This window comes from Mariniflexile sp., from assembly GCF_041583155.1.
Taxonomy (GTDB): domain Bacteria; phylum Bacteroidota; class Bacteroidia; order Flavobacteriales; family Flavobacteriaceae; genus Mariniflexile.
Genome location: NZ_JBFHGK010000001.1, coordinates 26,913 through 38,801 on the forward strand (window position 1 = coordinate 26,913; position 11,889 = coordinate 38,801).

12 protein-coding genes are annotated in these 11,889 nt (G+C 32.6%); 9 read left to right on the forward strand and 3 right to left on the reverse strand.

The features are described 5' to 3' along the window. Window positions 1–204: 204 nt before the first annotated feature. The 7 genes from miaB to groL all read left to right on the forward strand — a co-directional run bounded on the left by miaB (window position 205) and on the right by groL (window position 7,183). A complete protein-coding gene (gene miaB, locus ABYI63_RS00070) occupies window positions 205–1,653 on the forward strand; it encodes a tRNA (N6-isopentenyl adenosine(37)-C2)-methylthiotransferase MiaB (protein WP_372752116.1) in 1,449 nt (482 codons plus the stop codon). 79 nt (window positions 1,654–1,732) lie between these two features. After that, the gene (locus ABYI63_RS00075; protein WP_372752118.1) at window positions 1,733–3,004 is read left to right on the forward strand and encodes a sigma-54 interaction domain-containing protein; all 1,272 of its coding nucleotides are present in this window, start codon (window positions 1,733–1,735) and stop codon (window positions 3,002–3,004) included. A gap of 111 nt (window positions 3,005–3,115) precedes the next feature. After that, entirely contained in the window at window positions 3,116–3,625 is a 510-nt protein-coding gene (locus ABYI63_RS00080) for an LptE family protein (protein ID WP_372752120.1), read from the forward strand. Between the two features lie 79 nt (window positions 3,626–3,704). Continuing rightward, the gene (locus ABYI63_RS00085) at window positions 3,705–4,670 is read left to right on the forward strand and encodes a hypothetical protein (RefSeq protein WP_372752122.1); all 966 of its coding nucleotides are present in this window, start codon (window positions 3,705–3,707) and stop codon (window positions 4,668–4,670) included. After that, a complete protein-coding gene (secG, locus tag ABYI63_RS00090) occupies window positions 4,670–5,008 on the forward strand; it encodes a preprotein translocase subunit SecG (RefSeq protein ID WP_372752124.1) in 339 nt (112 codons plus the stop codon). The genes ABYI63_RS00085 and secG overlap by 1 nt, the downstream gene beginning before the upstream one ends. A 146-nt stretch (window positions 5,009–5,154) precedes the next feature. Continuing rightward, window positions 5,155–5,430 carry a co-chaperone GroES gene (groES, locus tag ABYI63_RS00095; RefSeq protein WP_372752126.1) on the forward strand — a complete coding sequence of 92 codons (276 nt, stop codon included), beginning with the start codon at window positions 5,155–5,157 and terminating at the stop codon, window positions 5,428–5,430. Window positions 5,431–5,554: 124 nt separating this feature from the next. After that, a complete protein-coding gene (gene groL / locus ABYI63_RS00100) occupies window positions 5,555–7,183 on the forward strand; it encodes a chaperonin GroEL (RefSeq protein WP_372752128.1) in 1,629 nt (542 codons plus the stop codon). A 152-nt stretch (window positions 7,184–7,335) separates the two neighbouring features. Here the strand turns inward: groL and ABYI63_RS00105 are convergent, their stop codons facing one another. Next, window positions 7,336–8,229 carry a hypothetical protein gene (locus tag ABYI63_RS00105; protein ID WP_372752130.1) on the reverse strand — a complete coding sequence of 298 codons (894 nt, stop codon included), beginning with the start codon at window positions 8,227–8,229 and terminating at the stop codon, window positions 7,336–7,338. A 307-nt stretch (window positions 8,230–8,536) separates the two neighbouring features. Between ABYI63_RS00105 and ABYI63_RS00110 the strand changes: the two genes are divergently transcribed. Both ABYI63_RS00110 and ABYI63_RS00115 read left to right on the forward strand, forming a co-directional pair. Continuing rightward, window positions 8,537–9,679, forward strand: a complete 1,143-nt coding sequence (locus tag ABYI63_RS00110) for an MFS transporter (RefSeq protein ID WP_372752132.1) — start codon at window positions 8,537–8,539, stop codon at window positions 9,677–9,679. Between the two features lie 45 nt (window positions 9,680–9,724). Beyond that, window positions 9,725–10,486 (forward strand): helix-turn-helix domain-containing protein, encoded by a 762-nt coding sequence (locus ABYI63_RS00115; protein WP_372752134.1) that lies wholly within the window; start codon window positions 9,725–9,727, stop codon window positions 10,484–10,486. A 149-nt stretch (window positions 10,487–10,635) separates the two neighbouring features. On the opposite strand, the gene ABYI63_RS00120 is transcribed toward ABYI63_RS00115, so the two are convergent. Continuing rightward, window positions 10,636–11,331 carry a thioredoxin family protein gene (locus ABYI63_RS00120; RefSeq protein WP_372752136.1) on the reverse strand — a complete coding sequence of 232 codons (696 nt, stop codon included), beginning with the start codon at window positions 11,329–11,331 and terminating at the stop codon, window positions 10,636–10,638. Between the two features lie 17 nt (window positions 11,332–11,348). After that, window positions 11,349–11,885: a redoxin domain-containing protein gene (locus ABYI63_RS00125; RefSeq protein WP_372752138.1), complete on the reverse strand. Its 537-nt coding sequence runs from the start codon at window positions 11,883–11,885 to the stop codon at window positions 11,349–11,351. Window positions 11,886–11,889: the final 4 nt, after the last annotated feature.

Below are 11,889 nucleotides of genomic sequence, written 5' to 3' on the forward strand. Positions count from 1 at the left end.
ACTTTAATAAACAATTCGATAGATTAACTATAATAAATAGTCCAGAAAATCTCAATTGGAAGTTAAATTTATTTTTTTTTAAATAAACCCTTTCTTGTGTACAATCAAAATTTAATAAATTTTTAAATATGACACTTTGTCACAAACCATAAATAAGTTGTATCTTTGCATGCTTATTGAAAAGATGTGAGTTTCTAGCAGACTATGGAAAAAATAATTGACGAAAATAAACAAGGAGAAGCCTTAGTTCTTGAACAAAAGGAAAATAACAAACGTAAACTTTTTATTGAAAGTTACGGGTGCGCCATGAATTTTAGCGACAGTGAAATTGTAGCTTCAATTTTGGCTGACCAAGGATTTAACACCACTCAAAAACTTGAAGAAGCAGATTTAGTCTTGGTAAACACCTGCTCTATACGTGATAAAGCAGAACAAACTGTACGAAAACGATTAGAAAAATATAATGCCGTAAAACGCGACCATAACCCAAAAATGAAAGTAGGGGTTTTAGGCTGTATGGCAGAACGACTAAAAACTAAATTTCTTGAAGAAGAAAAAATTGTAGACTTAGTAGTTGGTCCAGATGCTTATAAAGATTTACCAAACTTACTTTCTGAAGTAGATGAAGGTAGAGATGCCATAAACGTTATCCTATCTAAAGATGAAACTTATGGCGATATTTCTCCCGTACGTTTAAACACTAACGGTGTTACTGCTTTTGTATCCATTACGCGTGGTTGCGATAACATGTGTACATTTTGCGTGGTACCTTTTACCCGTGGACGTGAGCGCAGCAGAGAACCACAAAGTATCTTAGAAGAAATCAACGATTTATGGAATCGTGGTTTTAAAGAAGTAACGCTTTTAGGCCAAAATGTAGATAGTTACTTATGGTACGGTGGTGGATTAAAAAAGGATTTTGATAAAGCTACAGATTTACAAAAAGCAACATCTGTAAACTTTTCTAGTTTATTGGACCTATGTGCTAAGGCGCAACCTAAAATGCGTATTCGTTTTTCAACATCAAATCCGCAAGATTTAACCATGGATGTTGTTGAAACTATGGCAAAACATCAAAATATTTGTAATCATATTCATTTGCCTGTTCAAAGTGGCAGCGATCGTATTTTAAAGGAAATGAACCGATTACACACCCGCGAAGAATACATGACGTTGATTGACAATATAAAACGTATTATACCAAACTGCGCTATCAGTCAAGATATGATTGTTGGTTTTCCAACGGAAACGGAAGAAGATTTTCAAGATACTATTTCATTAATGGAATACGTTAAATATGACTTTGGATATATGTTCACTTATTCAGAACGCCCAGGAACATTGGCAGAACGGAAAATGGAAGATGATGTACCCGAGGCTACTAAAAAACGTAGACTTGCAGAAATGGTAGAACTTCAACAACAACACAGCGGTTTTAGAACCAGACAAAATCTAAACACAGTTGTAGAAGTACTTATTGAAAAAGAGTCTAAAAAATCAGATACGCACTGGTCTGGTCGTACTCCACAAAATCTAGTAACAGTGTTCCCTAAGGGCGATTATAAAATAGGTGATTTTGTAAACGTACAGGTTAACGATTGTACAAGTGCTACTTTAATTGGAGAAGCGATTGGGTATTCAATTAATAATTAAAAAATAAAAAAGTCTTCTTAAGCGGAGTGGAAAGTCTTTAAACACGCCCCACTCCGCTCGACCAGACAAAATATAAAAAATGGAATCAATTCAAGCTATAAAACAACGTTTTGGTATTATTGGTAATACACCAGCGCTAAATCGTGCCATTGAAAAAGCTATACAGGTTGCTCCCACCGATATTTCGGTATTAGTTACAGGTGAAAGTGGTGTTGGTAAAGAAAGTATTCCTAAAATAATACATCAACTTTCGCACAGAAAACATAATAAATATATTGCTGTAAACTGTGGTGCCATTCCAGAAGGCACCATTGACAGTGAACTTTTTGGGCATGAAAAAGGTGCTTTTACAGGTGCAACACAAACCCGTGAAGGCTATTTTGAAGTAGCCGATGGCGGTACTATTTTTTTAGATGAAGTTGGTGAATTACCCTTAACAACCCAAGTACGTTTACTTCGTGTTTTAGAAAATGGTGAGTTTTTAAAAGTAGGATCTAGTAAAGTGCAAAAAACAAATGTACGAATTGTGGCTGCCACAAACGTAAACATGTTTGAAGCTATTGAAAAAGAAAAATTTAGAGAAGACTTATATTATAGGCTAAGTACTGTTGATATTCATTTACCACCTTTACGCGATCGTCATGAGGATATCCACTTATTATTCCGAAAGTTTGCGAGCGATTTTGCATTAAAATACAAAATGCCAACCATCAAATTAACCGATGCTGCGGTTCAGCTCCTAGAAAAACACCGTTGGAGTGGTAATATTCGTCAGTTACGGAATATTGCAGAGCAATTATCCGTTTTAGAACAAAACAGAACTATTTCTGCCGAAACTTTAAAAAGTTATTTACCAACGGTGGGTGCCAATTTACCTGCTGTTATAAAACACACAAAATCGGACACCGACTTTAGCAGCGAACGTGAAATATTATACAAAGTATTGTTCGACATGAAAGCAGATTTAAACGATTTAAAGAAGCTTACACTAGAGTTAATGAAAACTGGCAACACCAAAGATGTTGAAAAAAACAACGAAAGTTTAATTCAAAAAATCTATGGTAATATTGACGAAGATGATGCCGATTATGAAGAAGACCCTATAGAAAACAGTGAAGTTCTTTCTATTACAGAACACACAGCAACTCTTGAGAAAAATGATTCGGTTTTAGATAAATATCATTTTGCTGAAGAAATTGAAGAGGAAGAAACACTTTCTTTACAAGACAAGGAATTAGAATTAATTAAAAAATCGTTAGAACGTCACAGCGGAAAACGTAAATTAGCAGCTGCCGAATTAGGTATTAGCGAACGAACCTTATATAGAAAAATTAAACAATACGATCTTTAATCGAGTTGCCTTTTTCATTTCAGGTTTTTGGCATAAAACTGCAACAAATTATAAAAACAAACGTTTAAAAACGAATGTCACACAAGGCCCATTTCAAGTGACTTAAGAAATATGAAAAAACACATCATTTACTTTTTCCTTTTAACTTTCAGCTTCTTTTTTACAAGTTGTGGTTTCTACTCGTTTACAGGAGCTTCAATACCTGCCAATGTAAAAACATTTCAAGTAAATCGTTTTGAAAACAACGCCCTTTTAGTAGAGCCTGGGTTAGAAAACGCCTTTAAAATTGCTTTAGAAGACTTAATACAAAACCAAACTAATTTAAATTTAGTTACTTCTAATGGCGATATTGTTTATGAAGGTGAAATTAGCGAATATCGCATATCTCCAACAACTGCAACTTCTGAAAATACAGCTGCACAAAACAGATTAACCATAAGCGTAAGAGTTCGATTTTTTAATAGAAAAAAAGAGGACGATGATTTAGAACAAAACTTTTCATTCTTTTACGATTATGACGGCACCTCTCAATTAATAGGAAGTGTAAAAATTACAGCTCACGAAGAAATTTTTGAACGATTAACACAAGACATATTCAATGCAACATTGGCAAAATGGTAATTATCAATTGCCATTTTCAAACATTGTATTTAAGTCTATTGACTTGAAAATAAAAAAATAATTAAATTTGGCTTAGCCAATGAATCAAACTGATTTTACATATATTCTTCAAAACCCAGAAAACATTACACATCGATTTACTGAGGCAGTAAAATCTATTGTAGATGAATTCCCATATTTTCAATCGGCACGGGCTATATATCTTAAGGGTTTAAAAAACGAAAACAGCTTTAAATACAATCAGGAACTTAAAACCACAGCGGCTTACACCACTGACAGAAGTATTTTATTCGATTTTATTACATCGGACGTCTTTGTTCAAAATGAAATTTCAGAATTCATTAAACAAAACACGGAACATTTAAAAGATATTGAAATTGAATTTGAAGATATTTCGGTTAACAAACGTGTACTCATTGACGAATATTTAAAACAACAAATCACAGAAACGTCGGGTGTTTTAGACCCCACATTATTTACAACTAAAGAAGATTCTAAAGTTGAAATTGAGACACCAGAGCACATACAACCTGACGTTGAAGAAGCATCAATTCCAGAAGCACCATCAACAGATGTACTTGAATTAGGAAAACCACTAGAATTTAATAAACGTGAAACACATTCGTTTAATGAGTGGCTAAAACTTACAAGACTCACACCTATTGATCGTGCGGAAAACAAAGTTGAAACAGTAAAAAAACAGGAAGAATTACAAGAAACAGTCACCGAACAGAATACAGAATCTGTTTCTAACCTTGATAAAAATAAGAAGTTTGAACTTATAGAAAAATTCATTTCCGAAAATCCAAAAATAAATCCAATTACAGTTTCGGCTTCAAAAGTTAATATTGCCGAAGCACAAATGATACAACCCGAAGCCTTAATGACAGAGACTTTGGCCAGAATTTACATGGAACAAAAAAACTATAAAAAGGCAATTCAATCTTATAAAATTTTAAGTTTGAAATATCCAGAAAAAAGTAGTTTCTTTGCAAACCAAATTAAAGCATTAGAACAATTACAAGAACAAAATAATAAGAAATAATGAGTACGTTTACAATATTTTTAGCCTTAATAGTTATAGTTGCCTTTTTACTTATTGTGGTAATCATGGTTCAAAACCCTAAAGGCGGCGGATTATCATCATCATTTGGTGGTGGTGGTTCACAACAACTTGGTGGTGTAAAAAAGACAACCGACTTTTTAGATAAAAGCACTTGGACTTTAGCAACTTTACTTTTAGCTTTAATATTATTATCTAATGTAGCTATTAATAGAGGTGGCGATAGTTTAGATTCTAAAGCTTTAGATTTAGATGCAACAACTTCTAAGCCATTACCTAATCCAACACAACCAGCAAACGACACTGCTCCTGCAGAATAATTTATGCGATTATAATACAAAAAATGCCAACTTTTTCAAGTTGGCATTTTTTGTTGCTGTAAGTTTGTCAGTTTACAACCATTGGCACACTTTTAGAATAGTAGCTATCCGTTAACATTAATTTTTAAACTTAAAATATATTTAAAATGGCATTAAACATTAAACCATTAGCAGATCGCGTTCTTATCGAACCTGCACCCGCTGAAACTAAAACAGCTTCAGGATTAATTATTCCAGATAACGCTAAAGAAAAACCACAAAAAGGCACTGTAATTGCTGCCGGTACAGGCACCAAAGACGAGCCTATTACGGTAAAAATTGGCGACACTGTTTTATATGGTAAATATGCTGGAACAGAATTAAAACTTGAAGGTAAAGATTATTTAATTATGCGTGAAAGCGACATTCTTGCAATTATTTAATTTCAAATTCCAAAAAAACTAAAAAACAAATTCCAATAACTTTCATAAACATCTAACAGTTCCAATAATGGAATTTGAGATAAATAAATTGAAGGTTTAAAATTTTAAATTAAAATTTTTAATTATGGCAAAAGACATAAAATTTGATATTGAAGCACGCGACGGTTTAAAACGTGGTGTTGATGCATTAGCAAATGCAGTAAAAGTAACTTTAGGACCTAAAGGTCGTAATGTTATTATTGGTAAATCTTTCGGAGCACCACAAGTAACTAAAGACGGTGTATCTGTAGCGAAAGAAATTGAATTAAAAGACGCTCTAGAAAATATGGGAGCACAAATGGTTAAAGAAGTTGCTTCTAAAACCAACGATTTGGCGGGAGATGGTACTACTACTGCTACCGTTTTAGCTCAAGCTATCGTAAAAGAAGGTTTAAAAAACGTAGCCGCTGGCGCGAATCCTATGGATTTAAAACGCGGTATAGATAAAGCTGTTGAGGCTATTACTAAAGACTTAGAAAACCAATCAAAAAAAGTTGGTAACTCTTCTGAAATGATCAAACAAGTGGCTTCTATCTCTGCTAACAATGATGAAACTATTGGAGATTTAATCTCTAAAGCATTCAGTAAAGTTGGCAAAGAAGGTGTTATAACTGTTGAAGAAGCTAAAGGAATGGATACCTATGTTGATGTTGTTGAAGGTATGCAATTCGACCGTGGTTATTTATCACCTTACTTCGTAACAGATACTGATAAGATGATTGTTGATTTAGACAATCCTTACATTTTATTATTCGATAAAAAGATTTCTAACTTACAAGAAATTCTTCCAATATTAGAACCAGTTGCACAATCTGGACGTCCATTATTAATCATTGCTGAAGATGTTGACGGTCAAGCATTAGCTACTTTAGTAGTAAATAAATTGCGTGGTGGACTTAAAATCGCTGCTGTAAAAGCTCCAGGATTTGGTGACAGACGTAAAGCTATGTTAGAGGATATCGCTATTTTAACTGGTGGAACTGTAATTTCTGAAGAAAGAGGTTTCACTTTAGAAAATGCCGATTTAAGCATGTTAGGTACCGCTGAAACGGTAACTGTTGATAAAGACAATACTACAATTGTAAACGGTTCAGGTGAAGCTGATACTATTAAAGCACGCGTAAACCAAATTAAAGCACAAATTGAAACTACTACAAGCGATTACGATAAAGAAAAACTACAAGAGCGCTTAGCTAAATTAGCTGGTGGTGTTGCTGTTCTTTATGTAGGTGCAGCTTCTGAAGTAGAAATGAAAGAAAAGAAAGATCGTGTTGATGACGCATTACATGCTACAAGAGCTGCCGTTGAAGAAGGTATTGTTGCTGGTGGTGGTGTTGCTTTAGTAAGAGCAAAATCGGTTTTAGAAAAAATAACTACTGAAAACCTTGATGAAGTTACAGGTATTCAAATTGTTGCACGTGCTATTGAAGCTCCTTTAAGAACTATTGTTGAAAATGCAGGAGGTGAAGGTAGCGTTGTAGTTTCTAAAGTAATGGAAGGCAAAGGATCATTTGGTTATGATGCGAAGTCTGAAACTTATGTTGACATGTTAGAAGCTGGTATTATAGATCCTAAAAAAGTTACACGTATAGCTTTAGAAAATGCAGCTTCTGTTGCAGGTATGATTTTAACTACCGAATGTGCTTTAATTGACATTAAAGAAGATGCTCCTGCTATGCCTCCAATGGGTGGCGGTATGCCAGGAATGATGTAATATCATTAAATATTATCAATTTAAAAGCCTTTGAAATTATTCAAAGGCTTTTTTAATTTATATAAACTAGAATAAACCAATTCAATCTTTTCATAAAAAAATAATAAAGCCTTTAAATGTTATGGCGATTCATGAACTTTGCCCATTTCATTCTAAAAGGAATTTTCTAAATCCTTTCTTAAATTCCTAAATACATATTCGTGTTCTTGTTTTATTCCAATCTTTTCTGCTAACCTCCAATAAAATCGAGGTTTAAGCTTGGAGGTGTAGGTTGTGGTTCTGGTCATTTTACTAAACTTCCCTCCCACTAAATTCTCAAACTCATAAGACGCACTTTTAAATCCGAGCCATTTTCTTCCTGTTACCTGATAATCGATAACCTCCATATTTAAAAATTTTCCTCTTTCAATTTCTGTAATTCGTTCAACTATTTTACCTCCATCAAAATAACAAACTCTTAATGCTCCTACTTTTTCTTCTTCTAACACACAGCGTTGAGGCACTGGCAAATCAAGTTTCATTAAAAATGGCTTTTCAGCATCGAGTGTGTCCACCTGCTTAATTTTATCGTAAACTTGAGTTGCACTATAAGGCAAAATGATTTCAGATTTTATTTCTATAATATCCTTACCTTCTTTGGTTAATATTTTTTCAGCGTAAGCAAAAAAAACAAATATCAAAAAAGGCAGAACAGAACTTTTAGCCATATTCTTTCGTTGGTGGTCTATCTTATTCTTTTTAAAATAATATTTAAATAGCATGCCTAGGGCTATGGCCACAATTATTAATGGCATAGCCATAAGAATACAAATCACACCCTCTAAACCTCCTAAGATTAACAAAACAAAAAAGATAATTAATGCAATAGTATGCCCCCATAAACTAATTTTTTTAATAGCACTATTCCCTGTAATGAATCCGATTATAAAAGGTAAAAGCACAAAAAAAGAAACTCCGTAGGTTATTTGTTCAAAATGCAATAACAAAAAGCCTACCGACAAAAACAAAAAACTAATAATAATGGTAACAACCAGATCGTCTTTCATAAAAGCAATATTCAACTAAATTAATTAATTTCTAAGTCAGAAAAAACATTTACATAGTTTTTTTCTTATAAAAAATACAGAAAAAAACTATTAAATTATTAAGTACAAAAAACACCTGTTTTGGTTGACCATATACGCTTTATGTTTACAATCATTTCTAATAATAAAAACTAATCAGCATCAAAAAATCACATATATCATCTGCTTAATTACATAAAAGTAGCAACTATTAAACAATTTCCATTTTTGTATACCTATTTAGAAAACAAGTAAATTATTTACGAAAGATTAGTTTGATTTTTGCAACATGAACGATATATCAAAATCTGGAATTTTCACGCTACTTCTTGTAAGCTCTTTAACTATTATGGTAGGAACAGCTATAGCTCCTTCCCTATCTGGAATTGTTAAACATTTAAATTTTGCATTTTCGCCAAGTTGGCTAATAACCATTCCTTCCTTAGGTGTTGTGATATTTGCGCCATTGATTGGTAACTTAGTTAATAGGCTAGGTAGTTTAAAATTATTAATTCTCGGACTGATTCCATATGCCATATTAGGAGTTATTGGAGCTTTCATATCTAACAACTATTTATTGATATTAGATAGGTTGCTGCTAGGTGCCGCTACCGTTGCCATTCAAGTATCTGCCACAACTTATATAGCCGAATATTTTACAGGCGAAAAAAGAATGAAAATGATTGCATGGCAAGGCATGTCCATTGAACTTGGCGGTGTTGTTTTTCTAGCTATTGGAGGTATTTTAGGCCAAATGAGCTGGCAACTACCATTCAGTATTTATTTAATTGCCTTAGTATGCTTGATTTTAGTTTTGAAAACCTTGCCAAACTCGACATCTATTAAAAAAGGTCCAGAAGCAACTTTAAAAACAGAAAAGCCAAATAACAAAAAGGTTGAAGTTATTTTTTACGCTTCCTTACTAGCCATGATGTTATTCTTTATAGGCTTTGTTACTTTACCTTTATACTTACCCGAATCATTTGGCTTAAGCACCTCTAGCATAGGTTATTATCTAGCTTTCATTTCTTTAATAGCCATTATTACAGCTAGCCAAATGCCAAAAATGGTGAAGGTATTTGGAGATGGAAAAACAGTAAGTATGGGATTTATGTTTTTTATGCTTGGATATTTGGTTTTAGCAATAACTGCTAATGTGCCATTTTTAATTATGGCTGCTGTTTTTATCGGCATAGGTTTTGGATTCACAATTCCTCTTTTAAATCATATGATGATTGAGGCAAGTACCATACAAAATCAAGGAAAAAATCTAGGTTTATTCTCTATGGCTGTTTTTGGTGGTCAGTTTTTATCAACTTTTATCGAATATATTTCTAATAATTACACTGCAGTTTATGGAATAGGTGCCTTATTAGCATTTTTAATTGGAGCCACAATTCTATACCTCTTTCAAAAGTTATCCAAAAACTAATTTTGAAAATTTTCTTCTTATATTTGAAAAACACTTTTATTTTGAATGGAGAAAGCAAATTGGAATGATAAAATTCAAATTGTTCAAAACTTTAAAAACAATACCAAAATACTTTCAGATAACTCTATGGGAATTTATTTTGAATTCAATTCAAAGAACTCCCTAATAGTACATTTTAAGCCCTTAAATGAAAATTTTAGCAGTGAAGTATTCAATGAAAATGATGGCGTTTTAATAAATTTTGAAAGAGATCTTATTGATGAAGATGATATTGAATATGCATTGGATGTAATGTCGCTCTTCAATAAATATCCAAAATTTCAAATAAATATATTAGTGCAAGTTAGTCTTATACGAAATCTTATAAGACTTCTGAAAGAGGAATATAACAATGACTCTGCATCCTACATCATGCTTAAAACGTTACTTAAAGTTTTAATATTACATTTAATTCGTTTTCAAAATAATAGTTTTTTAAAACAAGATTTAAATCAAAAACGCGTTTTTCAGTTTTTAGAATTAATGGAATCCACTTTTTTAAAAGAAACCCACACCGCTTTTTACGCAAATGAAATTGGAATAAGCAGTAAACGACTAAACCAAATTTTAAAAGAGAAACTGAAATTAACAGCCAAACAAATAATCCAACAACGCCAAATTACAGAAGCTAAACGCAGGCTTACAAGAGGCGAAATAACAACCAAGGAAATAGCATTTTTACTTGGTTTCGACTCAAAAAGCAGTTTTTCAAGGTTTTTTAAAAAACATGTTGGAATAACGCCAACAGACTTCCGATTACAAAACTAGAAGTGTTGTATCAATCTTAAAAACTATAAACCTCAACTAAAACCTACTACCACTTCAAATTATTTTAATTCTAAAATGAAAAGCATAAAAAAACTCCAAAGCCATTAACTTTGGAGTTTTTATTTTATCGTTATAGGTTCCTAATCTTTTTAAGCTCTACTAACCTTTACAGGGCAACCAATTGCCTTAGTAATATTCGGACTTGGTTGTTCTCCTTTTTCTAATGCCTTAATAGCATCTTCAAGATATTTTACTTTTACATCGTCTGCTGATTTTGCATTATCATCAATTGTGCCTATGTATTGAACCTTTCTTTCTTTATCTAATAAAAACACGTGAGGTGTTCTTACAGCACCATACTGTGGATAAATCTTTTGTCCTTCATCTACTAAATACACAAAAGGAAAACCTTTTTCTTTAGCTCTATTCTGCATGGCTACATAACCTTCACTTTCATTTTCAGGACTATTTGGATTTATTGCCACCACAGAATACCCTTTAGGCGCATATGCTTTATGTAGCTCAATTAATCGGTCTTCATACATTTTTGCAAAAGGACATTCATTACAAGTAAAAACAACAATATAACCTTTGGCATTTTTAATATTTGCTAATGAAAACATACTTCCATCAACATTTTTAAGCGTAAAATCCGTAGCCACATCTCCAATTTTATAACCTCCCATTTCTTCCAAAGTTTTTGTTTGTTCTGGACTACCACCTCTTGGCGGCCCTTTTCTTTCACCCGGAGGTGGTCCTTGACGTTCTTGCCCAAAACTATTTATACTAACTAGCGAACAACTTAAAAAAAGGATAACTGCAAGAATCGCATTTGTTTTTTTCATTTTTACTTAATTAATTTTTATTTGTTTATAGAATTATTTACTTCAAGCGCAAGATCATCAAGACTTTCAAAAGTACGTTCATGAAACGTTCTTTTCTTACTATTAAAAATAATTGAAAAGGGAAGCGCACCAGACCAATTTGGGTCAATTTTATCTATCCAAGCATTAGCATCTGGATCGTCCAACAAAACAACCTTTGCCTTAATATTATTTTTCTTTAAAAATGGTTTCAGTTTCGTTTCAATATCTTTTGGAAAATCAAGACTCACTAATAATAATTCAACGTCTGGGTTATTATTAGCATAAGCCTGTAAATAAGGTAATTCTTTAACGCAAGGCGCACACCACATAGCCCAAAAATTTACAATAACAGTTTTATTATTGTGAATATAAAGTAAGGGTTCCAACTCATTAAAATTGTATACCGGAATATCGGTATTAATTTCAATCGTTTCTTTTTGAATGGTAGTCAATTTTGCACTTTTACCATTAAAACTAACACTGAAAATAAGAACCAGTAAGAGGACTGCTATTGACACGATTTTTCTAATCATGATT

Coding starts and splice junctions, on each gene's coding strand:
- miaB (WP_372752116.1), top strand. CDS start 205: ATGGAAAAAATAATTGACGAAAATAAACAAGGAGAAGCCTTAGTTCTT.
- ABYI63_RS00075 (WP_372752118.1), top strand. CDS start 1,733: ATGGAATCAATTCAAGCTATAAAACAACGTTTTGGTATTATTGGTAAT.
- ABYI63_RS00080 (WP_372752120.1), top strand. CDS start 3,116: ATGAAAAAACACATCATTTACTTTTTCCTTTTAACTTTCAGCTTCTTT.
- ABYI63_RS00085 (WP_372752122.1), top strand. CDS start 3,705: ATGAATCAAACTGATTTTACATATATTCTTCAAAACCCAGAAAACATT.
- secG (WP_372752124.1), top strand. CDS start 4,670: ATGAGTACGTTTACAATATTTTTAGCCTTAATAGTTATAGTTGCCTTT.
- groES (WP_372752126.1), top strand. CDS start 5,155: ATGGCATTAAACATTAAACCATTAGCAGATCGCGTTCTTATCGAACCT.
- groL (WP_372752128.1), top strand. CDS start 5,555: ATGGCAAAAGACATAAAATTTGATATTGAAGCACGCGACGGTTTAAAA.
- ABYI63_RS00105 (WP_372752130.1), bottom strand. CDS start 8,229: ATGAAAGACGATCTGGTTGTTACCATTATTATTAGTTTTTTGTTTTTG.
- ABYI63_RS00110 (WP_372752132.1), top strand. CDS start 8,537: ATGAACGATATATCAAAATCTGGAATTTTCACGCTACTTCTTGTAAGC.
- ABYI63_RS00115 (WP_372752134.1), top strand. CDS start 9,725: ATGGAGAAAGCAAATTGGAATGATAAAATTCAAATTGTTCAAAACTTT.
- ABYI63_RS00120 (WP_372752136.1), bottom strand. CDS start 11,331: ATGAAAAAAACAAATGCGATTCTTGCAGTTATCCTTTTTTTAAGTTGT.
- ABYI63_RS00125 (WP_372752138.1), bottom strand. CDS start 11,885: ATGATTAGAAAAATCGTGTCAATAGCAGTCCTCTTACTGGTTCTTATT.